Annotated in this window: 20 protein-coding genes; 17 read left to right on the top strand and 3 right to left on the bottom strand. The window is 61.4% G+C overall.

Annotation, left to right across the window (positions count from 1 at the left end; all coding sequences use genetic code 11):
- Positions 1-32 precede the first annotated feature (32 nt).
- The 5 genes from ACFFT4_RS12885 to ACFFT4_RS12905 all read left to right on the top strand — a co-directional run bounded on the left by ACFFT4_RS12885 (position 33) and on the right by ACFFT4_RS12905 (position 4,042).
- The gene (locus ACFFT4_RS12885; RefSeq protein WP_378048191.1) at positions 33-518 is read left to right on the top strand and encodes an RrF2 family transcriptional regulator; all 486 of its coding nucleotides are present in this window, start codon (positions 33-35) and stop codon (positions 516-518) included.
- A 53-nt stretch (positions 519-571) separates the two neighbouring features.
- Positions 572-1,489, top strand: coding sequence for an NAD(P)/FAD-dependent oxidoreductase (locus tag ACFFT4_RS12890; protein WP_378048193.1), 918 nt, complete (start codon positions 572-574; stop codon positions 1,487-1,489).
- Positions 1,486-2,367: a class I SAM-dependent methyltransferase gene (locus tag ACFFT4_RS12895; protein WP_378048194.1), complete on the top strand. Its 882-nt coding sequence runs from the start codon at positions 1,486-1,488 to the stop codon at positions 2,365-2,367. The genes ACFFT4_RS12890 and ACFFT4_RS12895 overlap by 4 nt, the downstream gene beginning before the upstream one ends.
- Before the next feature lie 150 nt (positions 2,368-2,517).
- Positions 2,518-3,279: an SDR family oxidoreductase gene (locus ACFFT4_RS12900; RefSeq protein ID WP_378048196.1), complete on the top strand. Its 762-nt coding sequence runs from the start codon at positions 2,518-2,520 to the stop codon at positions 3,277-3,279.
- 166 nt (positions 3,280-3,445) lie between these two features.
- Complete coding sequence (locus ACFFT4_RS12905; RefSeq protein ID WP_378048198.1) at positions 3,446-4,042, top strand: TetR/AcrR family transcriptional regulator; 597 nt, start codon at positions 3,446-3,448, stop codon at positions 4,040-4,042.
- A 143-nt stretch (positions 4,043-4,185) separates the two neighbouring features.
- Here the strand turns inward: ACFFT4_RS12905 and ACFFT4_RS12910 are convergent, their stop codons facing one another.
- Positions 4,186-6,297 (bottom strand): S-layer homology domain-containing protein, encoded by a 2,112-nt coding sequence (locus tag ACFFT4_RS12910; protein ID WP_378048199.1) that lies wholly within the window; start codon positions 6,295-6,297, stop codon positions 4,186-4,188.
- Between the two features lie 282 nt (positions 6,298-6,579).
- On the opposite strand from ACFFT4_RS12910, the gene ACFFT4_RS12915 reads away from it, so the two are divergent.
- On the top strand, positions 6,580-7,755 hold the full coding sequence (locus tag ACFFT4_RS12915; RefSeq protein ID WP_378048201.1) for an MFS transporter: 1,176 nt from the start codon (positions 6,580-6,582) through the stop codon (positions 7,753-7,755).
- Positions 7,756-7,908: 153 nt separating this feature from the next.
- On the opposite strand, the gene ACFFT4_RS12920 is transcribed toward ACFFT4_RS12915, so the two are convergent.
- Both ACFFT4_RS12920 and ACFFT4_RS12925 read right to left on the bottom strand, forming a co-directional pair.
- Positions 7,909-8,919, bottom strand: coding sequence for an SDR family NAD(P)-dependent oxidoreductase (locus tag ACFFT4_RS12920; RefSeq protein ID WP_378048203.1), 1,011 nt, complete (start codon positions 8,917-8,919; stop codon positions 7,909-7,911).
- Between the two features lie 12 nt (positions 8,920-8,931).
- Positions 8,932-9,348: a MerR family transcriptional regulator gene (locus tag ACFFT4_RS12925; protein ID WP_378048204.1), complete on the bottom strand. Its 417-nt coding sequence runs from the start codon at positions 9,346-9,348 to the stop codon at positions 8,932-8,934.
- 295 nt (positions 9,349-9,643) lie between these two features.
- Here ACFFT4_RS12925 and nikB point away from each other — a divergent pair, with 295 nt between their 5' ends.
- From nikB to ACFFT4_RS12980, 11 genes are all read left to right on the top strand, one after another.
- The gene (nikB, locus tag ACFFT4_RS12930) at positions 9,644-10,582 is read left to right on the top strand and encodes a nickel ABC transporter permease (RefSeq protein WP_378048205.1); all 939 of its coding nucleotides are present in this window, start codon (positions 9,644-9,646) and stop codon (positions 10,580-10,582) included.
- A 12-nt stretch (positions 10,583-10,594) separates the two neighbouring features.
- Positions 10,595-11,404, top strand: a complete 810-nt coding sequence (gene nikC / locus ACFFT4_RS12935; RefSeq protein WP_378048207.1) for a nickel transporter permease — start codon at positions 10,595-10,597, stop codon at positions 11,402-11,404.
- A gap of 28 nt (positions 11,405-11,432) precedes the next feature.
- Positions 11,433-12,263: an ABC transporter ATP-binding protein gene (locus ACFFT4_RS12940; RefSeq protein WP_378048208.1), complete on the top strand. Its 831-nt coding sequence runs from the start codon at positions 11,433-11,435 to the stop codon at positions 12,261-12,263.
- A 4-nt stretch (positions 12,264-12,267) separates the two neighbouring features.
- On the top strand, positions 12,268-13,086 hold the full coding sequence (locus ACFFT4_RS12945) for an ATP-binding cassette domain-containing protein (RefSeq protein ID WP_378048210.1): 819 nt from the start codon (positions 12,268-12,270) through the stop codon (positions 13,084-13,086).
- Positions 13,087-13,089: 3 nt separating this feature from the next.
- A complete protein-coding gene (locus ACFFT4_RS12950; RefSeq protein WP_378048212.1) occupies positions 13,090-14,721 on the top strand; it encodes a nickel ABC transporter substrate-binding protein in 1,632 nt (543 codons plus the stop codon).
- 42 nt (positions 14,722-14,763) lie between these two features.
- Positions 14,764-15,540, top strand: a complete 777-nt coding sequence (locus ACFFT4_RS12955) for a class I SAM-dependent methyltransferase (RefSeq protein WP_378048214.1) — start codon at positions 14,764-14,766, stop codon at positions 15,538-15,540.
- Between the two features lie 619 nt (positions 15,541-16,159).
- Positions 16,160-17,416 carry a VWA domain-containing protein gene (locus tag ACFFT4_RS12960; RefSeq protein ID WP_378048215.1) on the top strand — a complete coding sequence of 419 codons (1,257 nt, stop codon included), beginning with the start codon at positions 16,160-16,162 and terminating at the stop codon, positions 17,414-17,416.
- A gap of 116 nt (positions 17,417-17,532) precedes the next feature.
- Positions 17,533-18,579: a hypothetical protein gene (locus tag ACFFT4_RS12965; protein WP_378048217.1), complete on the top strand. Its 1,047-nt coding sequence runs from the start codon at positions 17,533-17,535 to the stop codon at positions 18,577-18,579.
- A gap of 292 nt (positions 18,580-18,871) precedes the next feature.
- Positions 18,872-19,834: an ABC transporter permease gene (locus ACFFT4_RS12970; protein ID WP_378048219.1), complete on the top strand. Its 963-nt coding sequence runs from the start codon at positions 18,872-18,874 to the stop codon at positions 19,832-19,834.
- Positions 19,828-20,739, top strand: coding sequence for a carbohydrate ABC transporter permease (locus ACFFT4_RS12975; RefSeq protein WP_378048221.1), 912 nt, complete (start codon positions 19,828-19,830; stop codon positions 20,737-20,739). The genes ACFFT4_RS12970 and ACFFT4_RS12975 overlap by 7 nt, the downstream gene beginning before the upstream one ends.
- Positions 20,740-20,876: 137 nt before the next feature.
- On the top strand, positions 20,877-22,499 hold the full coding sequence (locus ACFFT4_RS12980; protein WP_378048223.1) for an extracellular solute-binding protein: 1,623 nt from the start codon (positions 20,877-20,879) through the stop codon (positions 22,497-22,499).
- The last annotated feature ends 16 nt before the right edge of the window (positions 22,500-22,515 follow it).

Consider the following 22,515-nt stretch of genomic DNA (forward strand, 5'->3'; position numbering starts at 1 on the left):
GTCCATAATTGTTTTGTGGAGGGGAGGAAAGCATGCAGTATTCCAAAAGCACGGATTACGCCCTGCACGCGCTGCTTCATCTGGCTCGTCCGGAGCTGCGGAACAACGTCGGCATCAAGGAACTGTCCGCGATGCTGGAAGTATCGGAGAGCTATCTGTCGAAAATCATGTCCAAGCTGCGGCAGGACGGACTCGTGCGCGCGGTGCCGGGAGCGAACGGCGGCTACGAGCTGGCGCGGCCGGCGGAGAACATCTCCTTCCTCGACGTGGTCCAGGTGATCGAAGGCAGGCAGCAGATGTTCGAATGCTCGAACTCGCGTTCGCGGCAGCACCGGCTGCTGGCGGAAGAAGAGGACGGGCGGGAGCTCGCGATTTCGCGAGGCAGCGAATGTCTGGTCGAGAAGGTGATGGTCGGCGCGGAGCAGGAGCTTCACCGCTATTTGCGGGAGCACACGATTCAGTCGGTGCTGGACGAGGCGCTGCAGCGCGGCGGGTTTCAAGCAGCCAAGAAGCGATGAGCTTCTTGTGCTTTAATTATGGATATCAGAGATCCATGGAGGTTGATTGAGAAATGGAAAAACAACTGCTCGATGCGGCGATTATCGGCGGCGGTCCGGCAGGCCTTAACGCCGCGCTTGTGCTGGGAAGAGCCCGGAAAAACGTAACGGTAATCGACGAAGGCCGTCCCCGCAACGCGGTGACGCGCAAGACTCACGGGTTTCTGACCCGCGACGGGGTGAGTCCCGGCGAGTTTCGGCGGCTCGCCAGGGAAGAGATCGGCGCTTACCCGTCGGTATCCTTCCTGGCGGATGCGGCCGTGTCGATCGAGGGCGCGGACGGCCGCTTTCAAATTACGACGGCCCAGGGAGTCACCCTGCTGAGCAGAAAGCTGCTGTTGGCCGTCGGCTTGAAGGATCGTCCGCTGGACATTCCCGGACTGGCGGACGTATACGGGAAGAGCGCGTTCGTATGTCCCTATTGCGACGGCTGGGAATTGCGGGATCAGCCGCTGGTTGTCATTAACAAGGGGGCCGAACTGATGCATTTCGCCCCGCTGATTTCCGGCTGGACGGACCGGTTTACGATCTGCACGAACGGCCCCGACGAGCTGACCGACGAGCAGCGCGAGGAGCTGCGGCGGCACCGGGTTCCCTTGTTCGATTCGCCGATTCGACGGATCGAATCCGACGACGGGATCGTGCGCGAGGTCGTACTCGCGGACGGGACGGCCGTTCCGTGCAGAGGCCTCTTTTTCAGACCGGAGCTGGCGCTGGGATCGGATCTGCCGCAGGCGCTCGGATGCGCGCTGACGGACATCGGAACGGCGGAGATCGACGCTTTCGGGAAGACGAGCGTGCCGGGCGTCTATAGCGCCGGAGACGCGGCCTCGCGCATGCATCAGGCGATCGCCGCCGCTTCGATGGGCGCGCTCGCCGCGGCGATGATCAATAACGAGCTGAACGCGGAAGCATGGGGGCGAAGCGAATGAACGATTTTTACGACGAGACGGCGTGGGAGCAAGCTTGGAAGGATTACGGAGATTCCGTCGCGAACAAGCTGGCCGGCGCCGGTGTCGACCTGTCCCGATCCTTCGATGCCAAGGCGAAGGTCTTTAACGAGCAATCCTTTAACGAAGAAGGAAGGAGGCGGACCGCGCGAATTATAAACTGGCTGGAGGTCCAGGGCGTCGAGCTCGAGGGCGCTTCCGTGCTGGACGTCGGCGCCGCCTCGGGCGTGTTCTCGGTGCCGTTCGCGGAACGGGGAGCTTTCGTTACGGCCGTAGAGTCTTCTCCCCCGCTGGTCGAATTGCTGAGCGCCAACCTGGCCGGGTTCGGCCCGGATCGGGCGAGCATCGTGGCGGAGCGGTTCGAGAACGTCGACGCGGAGGCCCGGGGCTGGAGCGGGAAGTTCGACCTGGTGTTTGTCTCGATGTGTCCGGTCGTTCGCGATTGGGAGAGCGTGGAGAAGCTTCTGGGCTGCGCGGGCCGGTTCTGTTATATCAGCCTGCCCGCCGGTCCGGCGGAGCACAGTCTGGCCAGCGAGATCTGGCCGCTGATTGTCGGCCAGCCGTTCAGGCCGGGGCCTACGGCTATGGGGTATTTGCTGCATCTGCTGTATCTCAAGGGCTATTCCTACCAATCGATCGTCACGCAGGAAAGGAAAACGGCCGAGATGTCCCGGGAAGCGGCGCTTCAGGAAGCGATGGGCCTGCTGAGCAGCCGCGGCTTGCCTGCCGACGAAGCGAGCCGCCGCACGATTGCGGATTATTTGGAGCGGACCTACCCGTCCGGAACGGTAACCGTCAGACAGGGCGGCCGCTTCGGCAAAGTTCTGATTCGTTTGCAGGACCTGTCGATGTACGGCTAGAGCCGGGGGAGCTTGACCTGCCGAGCGGGTATCCGCCAACGGCTGCAGCGAAGATGGGATATCGGCCGGAGCGGCTGGTTTGACATCGGCGGATCCATTCCTTATAATTTTAATGGACAGTTGTTCATTAAAATTAGGGAGGGATTCGCGATGCGGTTGGAAGGCAAAACAGCGGTCGTCACCGGCGCCGCCTCGGGCATGGGCAAAGCGATTGCGGAGTTGTACGCGAAGGAAGGCGCCAAGGTCGTCGTATCGGATCTGAACATCGAAGGAGCGGAAGCGGTCGCTTCCGGCATTCGATCGAGCGGCGGAGAAGCCGTCGCGATCAAGACGAACGTCGGCGACTTAAACGACGTCAACGCGATGATCGACAAAGCCGTCAGCGAATACGGCACCCTCGACATTCTGGTCAACAACGCCGGCATCATGGACAATATGGCGGCTGTGGGAGACGTGGAAGACGAGAGATGGGACCTGATTTTCGACGTGAATACGAAGGGCGTTATGCGCGCGATCCGCAAGGCGCTGCCGATCTTCCTGGAGAAAGGAAGCGGCGTTATCATCAATACGGCGTCCACCGGCGGCTTCAGCGGGGCGCATGCGGGCGCGGCGTATACCGCCTCCAAGCACGCCGTTATCGGCATTACGAAAAATACCGGCTTCATGTACGCCCAGAAGGGCATCCGCTGCAACGCGATCGCCCCGGGCGCGACGATTACCAATATCGCCTCGACGATGACCAACATCAACGAGTTCGGAGCGTCGCGGACGAAGGTGACGCAGGGCGTTATCCCGCGCGCCGGACAACCCGAGGAAATCGCGCAGGTGGCGCTGTTCCTGGCGTCCGACGAATCCAGCTTCGTGAACGGCGCGGTCATCGCCGCCGACGGCGGCTGGACGGCGGGCTTCTAAAACGGCCGACAGCTATGGCTGCGGGAAGGCACAACCTTCCCGCGGCCTTTTTACATTTTCCCCGTTCCGTTATATAATACATGTCAAATTAAGATATTAGACAAAATCGATTGAACTGTTCACTAAGTGGATGGGGAGTCGAGACGTCAAACGGGGAATGGAAGAGATGAATCCGAACGATCTGCGAGTGATCCAAACCAAAAAAGCGCTCCATCAAGCGCTGCTGGAGCTGCTGAAGACAAAGCCGCTCGAAACGGTATCCGTATCGGCGCTCTGCCGCCGGGGCGCGATCAGCAGAGGCGCTTTTTACCTGCACTACAAGAGCGTCGAAGAACTGTTCGACGAGCATCTGCGTCAACTGCTCCAGGACCTGGAGGAGTCGTATTACGAGCCTTACCGCCGCGTGCCGAATCTCGTGCCCAGCCTTCTCGATCCCTCGACGATTCGCATTTTTCATCATGTGAAGAAGTACCAGACCTTCTACGAAATCGTATTCGGCGACAAATCTCCGCTCTCTTACTATTATTCTCTGCTGGAGAAAATCAAAAGCCTGATGCGCAGCAGCTCCGGGTCCGACGTGCCGGACGACCGGAACGCTTCGCTGCTGTTCGCCTATCAGGCCAACGCGATGATGGGGCTGCTGATCTGGTGGCATGAGAACGGGTACGCCTTCAGCCCCGAGCATATGAACGAGCAGTTGGCGGCCTTGCTGCGGATGTACGGTGCGCGAGGGGTATCCGACGCCGAAGGGGACAACGTTTAGGGATAAGAGGTAAGGAGGATCTCCGCCGCTGCAATGTCTCCCGGAAAGCTGACGGTAAGCTTCGCAAGCTTATGCCGACGACTTTCCGGGGAAACCTCGAAGCCGAAGCGCGGCCATGAAGTCCACTTTCGGCTTCGGGCCCGCTATTTCCTCAGCTTCACCGTAACCGGGGCCAGCGGAAGGGACGGCGTCCCAGTGAGATACAGACCGGTTATGTTCAAGCTGTAGCTTCCGGGCGGAATTTCATCGTGCCGGATGACGACATGCTGCGAATAAATAATCGTGGCGAATTCCGCGCCCGGAACGCCGGCAACCGTCACGCTGCCACCGGCGACAACGGGTTGTTCGAAGCTGACGACGAGATAATCGAAGTCGTCGCGTATGACGTATACGCCTTCATCCGGATTCAGCATATTATTCCCGATTCCCGTCGCGTCGGGGGCGCTCCACACGTTCGTAACGGCATTGGGCTTGCCGACGGCGACGTTGTAGGCTGCCGTCAGCCCCTCATAAGTGGCCGTAACGGTCGCGCTGCCGTAGGCGATAGCGGTCACTTGGCCGGTATCGGAGACGGTGGCGACAGTTTCGTCCGAACTGGACCAGCTCTCAGCCGCGTCGGTTACGTCGACTGCCTCCGCGCCGTTCGTCCTGGCTTTCAAGACCAACTGCACGGACTCCGCGAGCCCCAACGCGACATTCGCTTCGTATACAAGCTCCGTGACCGACGGCGGGTTCGGGTCCGTATCCGGATCGTCGGGATCGGTATTCGGATCGTCGGGATCGGTATTCGGATCGTCGGGATCGGTATTCGCATCATCGGGATCGGTATTCGGATCGTCCGGGTCCGTATCCGGATCAGTGTCCGGGTCCTGAACAGGGTCCGGCGTCGGCCTCGGGTTTGGCGTCGAATTCGAATTCGATGCCGGAGCCGGCGCAGCAGGAGCAGGGGCGCCGACTCCTTCCGTAGCGGCAGGCTTGATCTCGAACGTCGTTTCTTTCGCGCCTTCGTCGAGAACGGCTTTCTCGATTTGGCCGCTTCCCAGCACTTTGACGGCGGATTTCAGAATAAGCTCCGCCACCTTCGCGTCCCTGCCCAAATTCAGCGACGTATTGCCGGCCTGATCCGACACGGACAGATTGCGAATGCTGCCGCCGGGAACGTCCACCGAGACGGATTTGGCGTTGATGTCGACGCGATCGAAATTTCCGAGCAAGGAAACCCGCGATAACGCCGGCAGCTTGTCCGTCAAGCTTACATTCGAGAAGCCTCCGCTATTCGCCTGCGAATTGTCGATTCGGGCCGAGGATTGTACGCTGACTTGCTTTGCCTGCGTTCGGCCTTGTGCGACGATTCGCACCTCGCCGGTTTTTTTGTTGACCACAATCTGCACCATGATCACATCTTTGAAGTGGATCGAGTTGTCTCCGCCGCCGCTGACCGTCGTATCCCCTTTGACTTCAACATTGTCCAGGGTCGCGTCGCCTTCGCCGATGCCTTCGCCCAGCAGCAAATTGCCCTCGATGACCGTGTTCCGCAGGGTTACGCCTTCGGCCTCGATCCATACGTCGCCTTTCACCGTTTGCGTGCCGTTGGCGGGACCGTACAGACCGGGCTGGTCGTAGACGGCGGCATACCGGCTGCGCAGCGCGCGCTCCAGCATGACGACGGCCTCGGCCCGTGTCACCTCGCGGCTCGACCGAATCGAGCGGTCGTCGAAGCCGACCAGGATGCCCTTGGCAACGACGGCTCCGACGGCGGCTTTGCTCCATTGCGGAACGTTCGCCGAATCCGCGTACGCTTCGAGGGCGGCCGCCGAGGAGGGATCGTTAAGCTTTAACAGGCGGGCCATCATGACCGCCGCTTCCTGACGGCTCAATTCGGCCGAAGGACGCATGGAACCGTCCGCGAAGCCGGTCAAATAGCCGGCTCCGACAGCGAGCGCGACATGCTCGTGCGCCGGCGTGTTCGGAGGGATGTCGACGGCGGCGACGTCCGCCTTCTCCCCGAGCTCGAAGGAGCGGTTGATCAGCGAGATGAATTCGATTCTCGTGACGGCTTCGTTCGGCCGAACGTTCGCGCCCCAGTCTTCCGGCAAATATCCCTTTTTCGACCAGGCGCCGAGTTGTTTGTCCGCCCAGTGGCTGCCGTCCTCCGGCACGGATCCCGATGCGAGGACCGGGCCGAGGCTCGAAGCAAGCATACTGATGCACAGCATAAAAACAGCGATGCGGTTTCTCATTTTGATTCTGGTCATACGTTTCGCTCCTTTGCGGCAAGGCCGGAAGTCGAAGACCGATGTCGAAAATTCATTTATTATGACGAAAACCGCTTCTGTATTAGGAGATTAGTTCTACTAATTTTGCGGAATTCCTGCTTCTTAAGTCTGATAAAGTGCGATAATCTGGAATGTAATCGTTTTCATTCATTGGTTGAGATTGTGCTCGGAGCGGATATCGTATTGATTGATCAAACGCCCCGCTATATACTGTTACAAATCAAGCATAGTTTTCGGCAACTACAAGGATGGAGATGAAATATGAAGCGTTTCGTTTTTTTGCTTGTCGCTCTTTTTCTGGCTTCTCTGAATTTGCGTCCGGCCATCTCCTCGGTATCGCCCCTGCTGGGGACGATCCGGGAGTCGCTCGGAATGAGCGGATCGGCGGCGAGTCTGCTGACCTCGCTTCCCGTGCTCTGCATGGGCTTCTTCGCTCCGCTGGCCATCAAGCTCGGCGCGCGCTGGGGCTTCGAGCGGGCCATCGCGCTCAGCTTGCTGCTCATCGGAGTCGCGACGGCGGCGAGATACGCGGCGAACTCGGAAGCGCTGCTGCTGGTGACGGCGCTCGGGGCCGGGATAGGCATCGCCGTGGCCGGTCCGCTGCTGTCCGGGTTTATCAAACGGCGATTCGCCAACCCTTCGGCGATCGTCGGCGTCTATTCGATGTCGCTGGTCATCGGCGCCGCGCTCGGCGCGTGGCTGGCCGTCCCTCTGCAGGAGGCTTTCCAATCCTGGCAGGCGTCGACCGCGATCTGGTCCGTATTGGCTTTCCTCGCGCTGTTCTTCTGGTGGAAGCCGACCCGGTCGGACGGCGCGGCGCAAAGTCCGGCTCCCGTCGGCGGGAGCCGGAGCGGGAGATCGCTGCTTCGCAGCAAGCGCGCCTGGCTGCTGACCGGTTTCTTCGCCCTGATGGCGATCATGTTCTATTCCATGACCGCCTGGCTGGCCCCGATCGTCGAGGAGATGGGCTACAGCCAGCAGACGGCGGCGGCCGTGCTGACGCTGTTCACGCTGATTCAGATTCCGGTGAGCCTGCTCATTCCGCTATTGATCGGCCGCTACGGGCGGAAGACGGCGTGGCTGGTCGGCTGCTCCGTCCTGGAGCTGGCCGGTTTTCTGCTGCTGCAGCTTCAGGCGTCGCCCTGGCTGATTGCGAGCCTGCTCGGCATCGGCGCGGGCGGATTGTTCCCGATTGCGCTGATGCTGCCGATCGACGAGGCGGAGAGCGCGGAGGAGGCGAGCGCCCTGTCGGCGATGACGCAATCCGGGGGCTACATGATCGCATCGCTCGGCCCGCTGTTCGTCGGCATCGTCCATGACGCCGCCGGCAGCTACAGCCCGGCGATCGCCGGACTGATCGCGCTGGTCGCGCTGATGATTGTCATTCAACTGGCCATCGGCAGAAAGCGGACGGCGGCGCAATTGGCCGGCGGATAAGCTCCGGGATGCGGGAAACGGGCACGAAAACAAGAGCAAGTCCCGCAGGTTGCCGTTCGATTCCGCCGATTGGAATCCGGGCGGCTGGAATAGCCCGTCCTGGGGGGATTTTCCCTCGGAGGATCAAGCGGACGCGGCCGAAATGTCCGGCCGTCAAATCGCGAAGGGGACTTCCGTTAGCCGCTCGCTTAGCGTCCAGAGCCGTTCGGCGGCATCCTCGTCCATCGCCCACGGCCATACCCCGTTAGCTCCCGGCGCCGCAAGCTGCTCCGACGGCACGGGTTCGGCGATATCCGCATTGCGGCAGTAGACGCCGCCTTGGCCGTCGAGCTGCCTGCCGACGGCACACCAGACGATGGTAGCCGCGCCTTCCGGCACGGTTTTGCGCTCCTCCGTCGTTTCCGAATACGTGCGGCGTCCCTGGTCGTCAAGCGCGCCCATCGCTTTCATCTCGTCGTCGGACAGATGGCGGGAGAGGTCGGTCACGACCGAGCCGGGATGGGCGGAGAACGCTCTGACGCCATAGGGCGCTCCCTTCCGGTCGAGCGCAAGGGCGAACAGCGCGTTCGCGGTTTTCGACTGTCCGTACGCTTCCCATTTGGCGTAGGGCCGATGCAGGTAGTTCGGGTCCTCGAACCGAATGGCCGAGAAGCGATGCGCTCCCGAGGATACGGATACGACCCGCGCGCTTCCGGCCCGCCGCAGCGCCGGCCACAGCCGGGCCGCAAGCTGGAAGTGCCCGAGATGATTGGTCGCCAGCTGCAGCTCGTAACCTCTCTCGTCGCGCCGCAGCTCGGGCAGGGCCATAATGCCGGCGCACTGGATCAGCAAATGAAGCGGCCTGCCGGTCGCTTCGAAGCCGGCGGCGAACCGGTCGATCGAAGCGGGATCTGCCAGGTCCATCTCCGCCAATTCCGCACCAGGTACGGCGGCGGCCGCCGCCGCGGCTTTGCCCGGCGAGCGGGCGGGAAGCACGATGTGCGCGCCCGCCTGGGCCAGTATGCGGGAAACTTCCAGCCCAAGGCCGGAATAGCCGCCGGTGACGATGGCGATTTTGCCGCGCAGGTCGATTCCGGCAACGATGTCCTGCGCCGTCGTCCGCGGTCCGTAACCGGAAGGGATCGGCCGCTGCGGCGTACGTTGCGTATAAGTGTGTTCGCTCATGAGGATTCTCCTTTATTTCCCATCTTTTATTTCTTGAAAATGCGCAAGCTTGTACTGAATCACCCGGTAAGTTTCGGTCAATTCGGCCAACTGCTCCTCAATGGCTTTGCGATGCTCGTCGAGCAGCGCGTAGCAGCCGTCCTCGTCCTGCCTCTCATAGTGCCCCACGTAATCTCGAATATTTCTCAACGGCATTCCGGTCCGCTTAAGCAGCGTCAGGAAACGGATCTTCCCGATGTCCGCTTCGCTGTACAGGCGTTGTCCGTTGGCATCCCGCGCGGGCGGAACGACCAGCCCGATTTTCTCGTAATAGCGCAGCGTGTCGGGCGTAAGTCCCGTCAGCTCGGCCGCTTCGGATATGGCATAAGCGGACGTCGGCGGATCGGAGTCCGTACCGCCTCCGGTTTTCGCGATGGCATTCGGCTTCATGGCTTCCCTCCTTCGGAGCGGAGTTTGTTTACAGTGTTCACGATACAGCCTGGAGTATGCTCCAAGTCAAGGGGCTTTTCTGTCTGTCAAGGCGGGTATTCCACCGCTTAAGGAGATGCGCTGCCGGCTGGAGGACGCCGGAAAATCGGCCGATCGGCGTTCCGGACGTACGCACGGACCGGCCGCCAAGACGATTAAGATGCGATTAAGCGATTGACAATCGGACGGAGCATGAGGCATAATAACGTCAGTCGTAATAGTAATAATTACAATTAATGAAAGTTGGATCGGCACCATGGGCAAATTCATTTTGCAGCGGCTGCTGCAGACCGCGGGGCTGCTGCTGGGCATCTCGTTGATCGCGTTCGGACTGATGAGCCTGACGCCGGGCGATCCGGCCGAAATCCAGCTTCGCTCCGACGGCGTTCAGCCTTCGCCCGAAGCGGTCGCCGCGGCGCGGGTCGAGATGGGGCTCGACAAGCCGTTGTACGCGCAGTACGGCCATTGGCTGTGGCGGGCACTTCACGGAGATCTGGGCTTGTCCTTCGGCAGCGGCCGTCCGGTGACGGAGGAGCTGCTCAGCCGGCTGCCGGCCACGCTGCTGCTGACCGCCAGCGCCATCGCTCTGCTGCTGCTGGCCGCGCTGCCGATCGGCGTCGTCTCGGCCTTGCATCCGGGAGGCTGGATCGATCGCATCGGCCGGACGGCGGCGCTGCTCAGCGTCTCCATGCCCGGTTACTGGCTCGGCCTGCTGCTGCTGTACTACGGAGCGGTTAAGCTGAAATGGTTCCCGGTCACCGGGCTGGACGGCATCTCCAGCGTGCCGCTGCCGGCTTTGACGCTGGCCTTCGGGCTGGCGGGCGCTTATATCCGGCTTATCCGCGCGGGCATGCTCGATGTTCTCCGCCAAAGCTACGTGCGCTCCGCCAGAGCGCGCGGCTTGCGCGAGACGGTCGTCGTCGGCTCGCACGCGCTGCGCAATGCGCTGCTGCCGACCGCGACGCTGCTGGGCATCCACTTCGGCCAGCTGCTCGGCGGGGCCGTCGTGGTGGAGACGATCTTCGCCTGGCCGGGTCTGGGCAAGTACGCCGTCGACGCGATTTTCTCCAAAGATTTCATCGTTATTCAAGGCTATGTGCTGTTTATGGCCGTAAGCGTCGTGACCGTCAACCTGCTGACGGATATCGGCTACAGATTGCTGGACCCGAGAATTCGTCTCGGCAGGCCGGCGTAAGGGGGAGCGCGCATGAACGTCCAAACCGCGTCTTCCCGTCGAAGCGCCGCCGTCTGGATCGGAGGCGGTCTAGTCGTCCTGGCGCTGCTGACCGCGCTCTTCGCCCCGTACCTGATGCCGTCGGACCCGCTGCTGATCAACCTGGACATTCGGCTCAGCCCGCCCTCCGCGCAATACCCGCTCGGCACCGACCATCTCGGCCGCTGCGTGCTGTCGCGGCTGATTGCCGGCACGCGGACGTCGCTGCTCTACTCGCTGCTGGCGCTGGGAGCGGTGCTGCTGATCAGCGTGCCGTTCGGCACGCTCGCCGGTTACGTCGGCGGCCGAACCGACCAGGCCGTCATGCGCCTCGTCGATCTGCTGCTGGCGTTTCCCGGCCTCGTGCTGGCGCTGGCGATCGTCGGGCTGCTCGGCCCCGGCTTGCGGAATCTGCTGCTGGCTTTCGTGCTCGTAGGCTGGGCAGGCCACGCCCGCATCATTCGCGGCATCGTCCTGCAGATCAAGGAGAAGGACTTTATGCTGGCGGCCCGCGCTTCCGGCGCGTCGCACCTGCAGCTGATCCTGCGGCATCTGATCCGCAACGCGGCCCGGCCGCTGCTCGTGCTCGCTTCGCTCGAGGTCGGATCGATGATTCTTTCGATCTCGGGGCTTTCCTTCCTCGGGCTCGGCGCGCAGCCGCCGACGCCCGAGTGGGGGGCGATGCTCAGCGACAGCCGCGCGTATATGCAGACGGAGCCCCGGCTGATGCTGTTTCCCGGGCTGGCGATTATGGCGGTGGCGGCGGGCTTTAACCTGCTGGGGGAAGGACTGAGGAAGGATTAGCCGCCTTGCGGAGAAGGAGGGAAAACGGATGAACAACGGCAAGCTGCTGCGCATTCGCGGGCTGAGCGTGCAATTCGCGACGCCGGGCGGGGCGGTGGAGGCGGTCCGGGAAGCGAGCCTGGACGTGCCTCCCGGCACGATCGTCGCCCTGATCGGCGAGAGCGGGAGCGGCAAATCGGCGACGGCGCTGTCCGTCTTCGGGCTGCTCGATTCCCCCGGCCGCGCGGCCGCGGGGGAGATCTGGCTGGGGGAGACGGATTTGCTGCGGCTGAAGCCGCGGGAGCTGCGCGCGCGCAGGGGCCGGGATATGGCGATGATCTTCCAGGACCCGGCGAACAGCCTGAACCCGGTGCTGACGATTGGCCGGCAGATGGTCGAAGCGATTCGCCGCCATCGCCGCGTCTCGCGGCGCGAGGCGCGGGAGATCGCGGTCGGCCAGCTGGCGCGCGTGGGCATGCCGGACCCGGAGCGGCTGCTGCGCCGCTATCCGTTCCAGATCAGCGGCGGGATGTGCCAGCGGGTGATGATCGCGCTGGCGCTCGTCTCGGGGGCGCGGCTGCTGATCGCGGACGAGCCGACGACGGCGCTGGACGTCACGCTGCAGGCGCAGCTGCTGGACGAGCTGTACCGGCTGCGGCGGGAGCGGGGGCTCGGCATCCTGCTGATTACGCACGATCTGGGCGTCGTGGCCGAAATCGCCGATTTCGTCTACGTCATGAAGGAGGGCCGCATCGTGGAAGCGGCCGACGTCTACGCGCTGTTCGAGCGGCCGGCGCACGAGTATACGAGGAAGCTGCTGGACAGCCGCAGCCTGCGGGCCGATTCGCCCGCGGCGGCGGCTTCGGGGCGGAGGGGGTGAGCGCTTGCTGCTCGAAACGCAACAGCTGACAAAGATTTACCGGCAGGAGAGAGGATGGATGGCCGCAGCCGAGCAGGTGACGGCGGTCGACCGCGTCTCCCTGCGGCTTGTCCCGGGCATGTCGCTGGGACTTGTCGGCGAGAGCGGCTGCGGCAAAAGCACGCTCTCGCGCCTGCTGCTGGGACTGGAAAGCCCGACGTCGGGGCGAATTATTTACCGCGGCACGGACATCACCGGATGGAGCCATCGGCGCATGCGCCCGCTCAGAGCCCGGATGCAGATGGTGTTCCAGAACAGCTTCGCCTCGTTCGATCCGCTGTTGACGGTGGAGCGGATTGTGACCGAGCCGCTGGAGAACGGCCGCAGGCTGTCGCCGGAGGAGCGCCGGCGGGAGGCGCTGGAATTGCTGCGTCTGGTCGAGCTGGACGAGCGTTATCTGCGGCGGTATCCGCACGAGTTGAGCGGCGGCCAGCAGCAGCGGGTCGGCATTGCGCGCGCGCTGGCGCCGAAGCCGGAGCTGCTGATCTGCGACGAGCCGTTCTCAAGCCTGGATTTCACGCTGCGCCGGACGATGCTGCAGCTGCTTCTCGGGTTAAAGGAGCGGCTGAGGCTGACGTACTTGTTCATTACTCACGATTTGTCGCTCGTTCCCGAGCTGTGCGACGAAGCGGCGGTCATGCGCCGCGGACGGGTGCTGGAGACGGTGCCGGCCGGGCGCATCCCCGAGCTGGGCCGCCATCCGTATACGAGACAGCTGTTGGACGCCGTTCCCGCGCTGTCTCCGAAGCATAGAAAACAAAGACAACAGGAGATGGAGAGCTGACATATGAGAAAAAGAAGCGGATTAACAAAGTTTCGTTGGCAGGCGGCCGCAAGCGCGGCGCTGGTCGTGACGCTGCTGGCCGGCTGCGGGCAGAGCAAGGAGGAGCGTGCCGCCGAGGGCGGAGCTTCCGATAAACGGATTGTGATCGCGGTCGCGTCGGACCCGGCGCTGGACCGGCTCGACGCCGGCTCCTACCAAGGCTCGATCGAAGCGCATCCGATGGTGTACGACAGCCTGGTGGAGTACGGGGAAAAGGGGGCCATCGTGCCGTCCCTCGCCGAGTCGTGGGACATTTCGGAAGACGGCAAGGTCTACACGTTTCATCTGCGGAAGGGGGTTGTTTTCTCCGACGGAACGCCCTTCACCGCGGACGCCGTGAAGTTCTCGTTCGAGCGCTGGTACACGGACCCGGCGAACGCTTCGCTTAACGTCGCCAAAAGCTTGCAGAAGATCGAGACCGTCGACGAGACGACCGTCCGCTTCACCTTCGCGGGCGCTTTCTACCCGCTGCTCACGGAGCTGACCTTCGCGCGTCCGGTTCGCATCATCAGCCCTTCCGCGGTCGAGCCGGCCGGCGATCCGGAAGGCCGGTTCGTGAAGCCGATCGGCACGGGCGCGTGGATGGTGGACAGCTACAAGCAGGACCAGGAAGCGGTGCTTGTGCGCAACCCGAGCTACTGGGGCCAGGCGCCGAAGCTGGCGAAAATTGTGCTCAAGGTGATCCCGGACGCACAATCGCGGGTGCTGGCGCTGCAGAGCGGAGCGGTCGACATTTCCGGCGGCTCCTCGGGCAAAATTCCGTTCGACAATTTGGAGCAGCTGCGGGGCGACAAGCAGTTGACGGTGCAGCAGGGAACGGGCACCGGCTCGCATTTTCTCATTTTCAACTACGACCTGCCGCAGCTCCAGGACGCGAGCGTTCGCAAGGCGATCAACCTGGCCCTGGACAAGAAAAATATTGTCGACAAGCTGCTCTCCGGCGCGGGCCGGGAAGCGCAGGGCTTGTTCCCGCTGACGGTGCCTTATGTGACGGAAAGCAACAACGCCTGGTACGGCTACGACGCGGAGGAGGCCAAAAACTTGCTGCAGCAAGCCGGATATGCCGATTCCGACGGGGACGGCATCGTCGAGAAGGACGGCCGCGCGCTGGAATTGAACCTGGTGCTGCAGCAGACGGAATTTCCCGAGTGGAAGCCGATTGCCGAGTACGTCCAGTCCCAGCTGCAGCAGGCGGGCATCCGCGTGCAATTGCAGGTGCTGGAATCGAACGCGTATTACGACGCGCTGTGGACGACCCGCAAATACGATCTCATTTTCTACCGGACCTATTCGGACGCTTACAACCCGCACGCCTTCCTGCTGTCGCTGTTCCATCGCACCGGCGATGCGCCGGCGGTGGCCTGGTCGGACCCGCGGCTCGAGGAGCTGATCGAGGAGGCGGTGGCGTCCACCGATCTCGAGCGGAGGCAGGAGCTGTACGACGCCTGGTTCGCCAGGGCGAGAGAAGAGGCGATCTATGCGCCGATCTATTATCCGGACGATATTTTCGTCGTCAACAAGCGCGTGCAAAACTTTAAGCTCGGCTATACGACGTATGAGCCGATCGCCTGGAATGAGCTGGATGTCGCCAACTGACGAACCGCTCCGGCGTTCGTGGACAATCGGAGGGGTAAACAGATGCAATTAAAGGAAATTTCCCGTTACTGGACGTCCGGGGCCGCCGCTTACGACAAAGTGGTGCGGTCTCAAATTCGCAGCCGGCGGACGGTCCGGATGTGGGAGGCGCTGCTGCGGGAAGGGCTGGGCGCCCGTCCCGGGCAGAAGGTGCTGGACGTGGGAACCGGCCCCGGCTTCTTCTCGCTGCTGCTTGCGCGGATGGGGCACCGTCCGACCGCGGTCGACGCCTCTCCCGGCATGGTGGAGACGGCGGCGCGCAATTTCAAGGAAGCCGGGGCGGACGTCCGCGTCTATGAAGGCGACGCGGCGAATTTGCCGCGGGAGGAAGACGATACGTACGACGCGGTCGTCTGCCGGGACGTCGTCTGGACGCTGCCCGACCCGGTCGGCGCTTATCGCGAATGGTTTCGCGTGCTGAAGCCGGGCGGACGGCTGGTCGTGTTCGACGGCAATTATTTGTTCGAGCTGCCGAGCGGCTGGAAGTACCGGCTGTGGTACGCGCTGGCCTGGACGCTGATTCTGCTGACGGAGCGGCGCGCCAGACGGCGGTCGGACGAGACGGAGCCGTCGCTGAAGGAGCTGCCGTTCGTTCGGGTGCTGCGGCCGGAAGCCGACGAAGCGACGCTTCGCGGCATCGGCTATCATGTCGAGGAGATACGGCGCAACTACATGTCCGGCTACAAGCGGACGCTGCAGCATCTCAAGTACGGCCACCTTACGGGCGTTCGCTTCCGAATTATCGCCAGCAAACCGGGCGGAACCGATCTCACGCATTGATCGACTCCATGGATCGCACGTACTGAACGCCCGCATGAATCGTCCGCATGATCGCACCAATCCATCGCACGCATTGATCGCACGTACTGAACGCCCGCATGGATCGTCTGTAAGATAGCACCAATCCATCGCCCGCATTGATCGCACGTACTGAACGCCCGCATGGATCGCCCGCATGATCGCACCAATTCATCGTCCGCACGGAGCGAGAGCAGGCCGCCGAACCGCCGCAAGGCGGCTGCGGCTGCCCTGCCGGGAATGGACTCTGCAGCGCCGGATTTTGAATTTTGTATGATAAATCATACAAATCGGCCGAGGTTGAGCGATAATGGATGATTTTTATATGATTTATCGCACAAAGTACCGCAATCGGCGGCTCGAAACCGGATTTTTATATGAAAAATCATACAAAAAAGGGTTTGTCGGCCAACCGAAGCCGGGTTCGATCCTATATTTGAATTCAAGCGGCGAAGAGCGCCCCGATGATCCTGCATTACGCGGGATTGTTCGGGGCTGTTTGATTAGGAATATAACGACAAATTGTCCGGGAGGCTGCAAGGGATTTTCACCGGGCTGCGTCGAATTATGTTGAAACGGGCTTATAGGGGAGGCGGAAAAAATGATCAAAGGGCAGAAGAGCGATGTGACGAAGGGGCGGAATGTTCGCGAGCTGGACGTTATTTTCGGCTGGCAGTGCGATCCTCCCGACATCGGCATCGATGCGGCCGGGTTTGTGCTGTCGGAGCGGGGCCGGTGCGAGCTGGACGAGCATTTCGTCTTTTACGGCAATCCGCATGCGCTTGGCGGGGCGATGACGCATTCCGTCTCGGGCGGAGAGGGCCGGGAGACGCTGCGGATTTCGCTGCCCAACCTGCCCGAGGAGGCCGACACAATCGCGATGACGGTAACGATCTATGAAAGCGAACGGCAGGGGCATACGATGAGCGGCGTGTCCGGCTTGTACATTCGACTTGTTGATGCCGCCGCCGGAGAGGAAATAGGCCGCTTCGACTTCGGCGCGGATTTGGACCGGGAGACTGCGGTCGTGGCGGGCGAGCTGTACAGACATCAAGGGGAGTGGAAGTTCCGCGCGGTCGGAAGCGGCTTCTTCGGCGGTCTGCGCGCGCTGTGCGAGAGCTTCGGACTCGAGGTGCGCGAGGAGGAGACCGCAGTTCCCGAGGCTGCGGCCGCGGCCGAGCCTCTCATGCTATCGACGATTGATCTGCGCAAAAAAACGGTCGGGCTCATGCTGGAAAAGAAGAAACTGTCGGGAGTTGTCGCCAGAGTCGGCCTGGTGCTGGACATTACGGGATCGATGAGAAAATTGTACAACAACGGCACCGTACAGGAGGTCGTGGAGCGAATGCTGGCGGTGGCGTGCAGGTTTGACGACAACGGCGCGCTCGACGTCTGGGTGTACGACCATGAATTCAGCAGACTGCCGTCCGTTACGGAGCGCGATTTCGCCGGTTACGTGCCATCCCGCATCCTTGGCGACCCGGCGATTCACAAGTTCGGAAGAAACAACGAACCGTTGGTGATGGAGGACGTCGTCCGCAAATATACGGAGGAGGAGCCCGATTCCACGCCCGTATTCATTATTTTCATCAACGACGGCGGTGTGGTGAGGCCAACGAAAAAAACGCTGACGAATGCGGCCGTTCATCCGATCTTCTGGCAGTTTGTCGGCATCGGCGACTCCGATTTCGAGGTGTTAAGCCAACTGGATACGCTGCCGGGGAGGGTTGTCGATAATGCGAACTTCTTCCATATTGCCGACATTTCTACGATCACGGACGAAGAGCTGTACGACAAGCTACTGAACGAGTTCCCGTCCTGGCTGCAGGAAGCGAAAGCGAAAGGCATTCTTCGCTGAGGCTGGGGACGAACGTTGGCGGTTATCTGCGACTGCACGGGAACAATCGCCGCCTTCGCGAGGGGCGCGCCATCGCCATAGGGCGACATTTTTCGGACGGGATGGGGTCAAGAGGGATGAGACATAAGCCTGGAGAACGGAAAAGCTCGAACGGGCGGGGCTGGCTGGTCTGCCTGCTGTTCGTGCTGGTTGCCGCGGCGCTGGCAGGCTGCAGCATCGAGATGAATACGGAGTTCGAGATTTCAAGCGATTCGACTCACGCTGCGGCGGAGACGGTCGAGACGAGAGCGGCGGACCCGGATGCGGCAGGGGCAGGCCGGAGCGGGACGAAGGCGGTCTGCGAGGCGTACGAGGAAGAGGCGGGGAACGGGGCTTGCAGCTACACCATCGATTGCGACAGTGCCCGGTCGTGCGAGGAATGGAGCGCGCGGATGATCGGGGAGATGGAGAGCTGGCTCGGAGACTTGACCTACTCGGAAGAATGGGACGTGGACGAGCAGGAGAGCGAGAAGGAGGCCGATGTGCTGGCCTTCTACGAGGTGGACGGCAGCGAGCTGGATTTGGACCCGTCCAACGAGGACGAGGCCTATTACGCCTGGCTGTGGGAGCGCTTCGCCTGGATTATCCCCGAGGAGTACAGGGAGATGATTACCGGGTTCGAGCTTTACGATCATGCCGATCTGCTCGCCTATGTCGTCCAGAACGAAGACGATTACGAGGAATGGACGTATGCCGCCAATCTGCTGCAGTCGACGTACGAGACGGAGCGCGTCATGACGGACATTCATGAGTTCGGGCATCTGCTGAGCCTGAATGCGGACGAGGTCGATCCCTACGAGGACGAAAGCGACTGCGACACGTACATGCTGGACGAGGGCTGTCCGTACGACGATTCGTACATTTACCGCTTCTATCGCGAGTTCTGGAAGGGCGGGGCGAGCGAGGACCCGGACGATTACGTAACCGATTACGCGATGTCCAATCTGTACGAGGATTTTGCCGAGTCCTGGTCGTATTTCGTCATGACGGTGCGCCCCGAAGGGAAGACGGAGGCGGACAGGAAGGTGCGCTTTTTCTACGACTACGACGAACTGGTTATGCTGAAGGCGAGCATTCTGGGACGGGCGGCCTCCTGGATCGACCGCAACGTCGAGTGGGAATAAGCGGGCGGCCCAATGCTCGCTCCGGATGAATATCCGGCGTTTCGTTCACGATTCCGGCGTTTTTTAGCTGGACCCGCAATAAGCGTCGTTCTCTTGCAAACCGCAGGGGAACGGCGTTTTTGACGTTTAAATCCGCGAAAAAGAGTGTTGTCACAAAAAAAGAAGAGCCCTTCGCGGAAGGAAAGCGTAGCCTCGCAAAAAGTGTCCGTTTCGCGGAGGGAGCGCCCCGTGATAGGCTCAGACCATAACCAAGACCAACATCCCGGCCTACCGGAGAGAAAGGAGAAAGCTCATGACGACGAACACGATCCCGACGGCGAAGCGGCCCGGCGGCAAGCTCGCGGGGAGCGCGCCCGGGTTCCGAAAGCATTTATCCCGCAACCGCTTTCTCTACGCGATGCTCGTCCCGGTCGCGATTTATTTAATCGTATTTAAATACGCGCCGATGGCGGGAGAAATTATCGCCTTCAAAAACTACCGCCTGTCCGACGGCATATGGGGCAGCAGCTGGGTCGGCTTCGAGCAGTTCGAGAAGCTGTTCGCCAGCCGCGACTTCTACATCGTGCTGAGGAACACGCTGCTGCTGAATTTGTACCATCTCGTCTTCGCTTTTCCCGTACCGATCGTCCTGGCCATTCTGCTGAACGAGGTGCGGGCGGAATGGTACAAGCGCACCTTGCAAAATCTGCTCTACATTCCCCATTTCATCTCGTGGGTCGTGCTGGGCAGCATCGTGATCGCGATGCTGTCGCCCTCCACCGGCATTGTCAATTCACTGCTCAAGGCGTTCGGCATGGAGCCGATCTACTTTATGGCCGACAAGTTCTGGTGGCCGGTCAGCTTTATCGTCTCGGGCATCTGGAAGGAGGCGGGCTTCGGCACGATTCTGTATTTGGCGGCGATGGCTTCGATCGACCCGACGCTGTACGAGGCGGCCAAGATCGACGGGGCGAGCAAGCTGAGGCAAATCTGGCACGTGACGCTGCCAGGCATCCGCAGCACGGTCGCGATTCTGCTCATTCTTCAGGTTGGCAAAATGATGGACGTCGGCTTCGAGCAGGTGTTCACGCTGCGCAACGACGCCGTAACGAGCGTGGCGGAGGTTATCAGCACGTTCGTCTACACGCGGGGACTGGTCAGCCTGCAGTACAGCTACACGACGGCGCTCGGCCTGTTCCAGTCGCTGATCGCGCTCGTTCTGATCGTGTCCGTCAACCGCATCATTAAAGCGATGGGAGAGCGAGGCCTATGGTAACGATGGCAAAAGACAGGGGCGGTCCGTCCGCAGCCGCGAAGCGGAGCCGCCGGAGCTCGCCCGGCAGGTGGCTGAACAACGTATTTCTGGCGCTGTGCGCCTACGCCACGCTGTTCCCTTTCGTGAACGTGATCGCCACGTCGCTGAGCAGCAGCCGGGCGATCAACGCCGGGGAAGTGTTCATGTGGCCGATCGAATTCAACGTCGACGCGTACAACAATCTGATTCGGGACGGCCAACTGGTCGTCGCGATGCAGAACACGGTGCTTATTACCGTCGTCGGCACGGCGCTTAACATGCTGTTTACGATTTTGGCGGCGTATCCGCTGTCCAAGGCCCGGCTCAAGGGCCGTAATCTCATGCTGATGGCGATTCTGTTCACGATGCTGTTCAGCGGCGGGCTGATTCCGAACTTCCTGCTCGTGAACAGCCTTGGCCTCGTCAATACGTATTGGGCGCTGTGGCTGCCCGCCCTGATCAGCGCCTACAACATGTTCGTAATGAAGGCGTTCCTCGAAGGGCTGCCGGAGGAGCTGGAAGAGTCCGCCTCCATCGACGGCGCCGGCGAGTTCACGATATTGACGCGCATCATCCTGCCTTTATCCAAGCCGGTCATCGCCGCGCTGACGCTCTTTTACGCGGTCGGCTGGTGGAATTCCTATATGAACGTGCTCATCTACATTCGCAGCACGGACAAAATGTCGCTGATGGTGAAGCTGTACCAGATGATCGATCTGGTCAGCTCGGAGCTGCTGCGCGGCGAAGGCGTCACGCAGGCGGTCATCACGCCGGAAAGCATTCGGGCGGCCGCGGTCGTCTTCGCCATTCTGCCGATTCTGTGCGTCTATCCGTTCCTGCAGAAGCACTTCATCAAGGGCGTGCTGCTCGGCTCCGTCAAAGGGTAATCGGGCAAACGGGGATATCGAATGCGTCTCTTGGAAGCGTGTTCATCAAGTCCGGTTTTCGGCGCCGAATTCCGAGCGGCTTTGTGAACAAACTCCCGAACGCATTTTGATATAATAAAAAAACTAGGAGGGCGAACATGCAACAAAAGAGAAACGGCAGCAAGTTTAAGGGGAGTTTGGCGCTGATCATGGTTATGCTCGCGGCGCTGCTGGCGTCCGCTTGCTCAAGCGGGAACAACGAGGGCGGCGCAAGCGCCAAGCCGGAGCAGGGGAGCGGCAGTCCGTCGGCCGGCGCGTCGCAGTCGGCATCCGACGATCCGTACGCGAGCTTGCCCCGAAAGATCAGCATTTCGATGTTCGATCGCGGCCAGGTGTCCAGCGACGAAGGCACGTACGAGGACAATCGCTGGGTGAAGTGGATTCGCGAGCAGTCCGGCATCGACGTGACGATCGTTCCGGTGCCGCGCAATCAGTCCCAGGATTCGCTGAACGTCCTGTTCGCGTCCGGCCAGGCGCCGGATCTGGTGTGGGAGTTCGACCGCGCCTATATCGGCAAGCTGGTGACGCAGGGCGTCATTCAGCCGATCGGCGATTATATCGAGAAATACAGCACGTCCTATAAAAAATATTTGGCGGAAAACCCCGAGCTGCTTCCGCACATGACCTTTAACGGGGAGATTTACGCCGTAACCACGAAGCGTCCGATTACCGCCATCGCCAACCACGGCATGTGGATTCGGCAGGACTGGCTCGACGAGCTGAATTTGCAGCGTCCGACAACGGTCGAGGAGCTGGTCGAGGTCGCCAAGGCGTTTAAGGAGCGCTATCCGGACAGCACGCCGATCGTCGGCCATACGACCGGCGACATCTATTCGGCAATGTTCGGCGCGATGAATTTCCTCTGGTACCTGGAGGACGGCAAGATGCAGTACGGCGCGACGCTGGACCGGTTCGCCGACGTCATCGATCTCGAAAAGCAGGTCTACGAGCTGGGGCTCGTGGATCGGGAGTACCTCACGGACAGCAACAATCAGCGGGCGGCCCAGCTGTGGACGACCGGCAAAGCCGGCATTTATCTCGGGCAATGGGGCAACGGCACCACCGATATTATGATCCAGGACATGCTGGCCAACGTGCCGAACGCCAAGCCGGAGCCGCTGGAGATGGTCGCCTCCAAGTACGGAAAATACGGGGCTTATCAGGAGTCCTCGCCGAATATTCTCGTCGCGTTTAACAAAGAAATGAAAAATCCGAAGGCGGCGATCGAATATTTGGACTGGCTCATCGACAAAGGCTGGTACCCGCTTACCTACGGGGAAGAGGGCGTGCACTACAAGCTGGCGGACGGCGTGCCGAAGCGGCTGGACGACGATAAATTCAACAAAGAGGTGCTGTATGCCGGCGAGTACGCCGTCCTGCGCGATCAGGTCGTCAAGGCGGAGGATTTGATGGCCATGGCCGCGGACGACGAGCTGTCCCAGCGCATCGCCGCGCTCAAGGTGGAGTCGCTGAACCTGACGCTCAAAAACGAATTCCGCCGGGACATTCCGTATCAGCCGAGCTTCGACGAAATCAACGAAATTCGCGCGACGCTGGACAAGTTCATCCGGGAGACGCGGGCGACGGCGGTGACGCAGGGCGCCAAGTATACGGGAGAATGGGCGCTCGGCGAGATTCGCAAGGAATGGGATCGGCTCGGCGGCGCGAAGGCGCAGGAGATCGCCCAGCAGTGGTATGAGGAGAACAAGGGCAGCTTCTAGTTAAACCTGGAAGGCG

This window comes from Cohnella cellulosilytica (assembly GCF_042431195.1).
Lineage (GTDB): Bacteria > Bacillota > Bacilli > Paenibacillales > Paenibacillaceae > Cohnella > Cohnella cellulosilytica.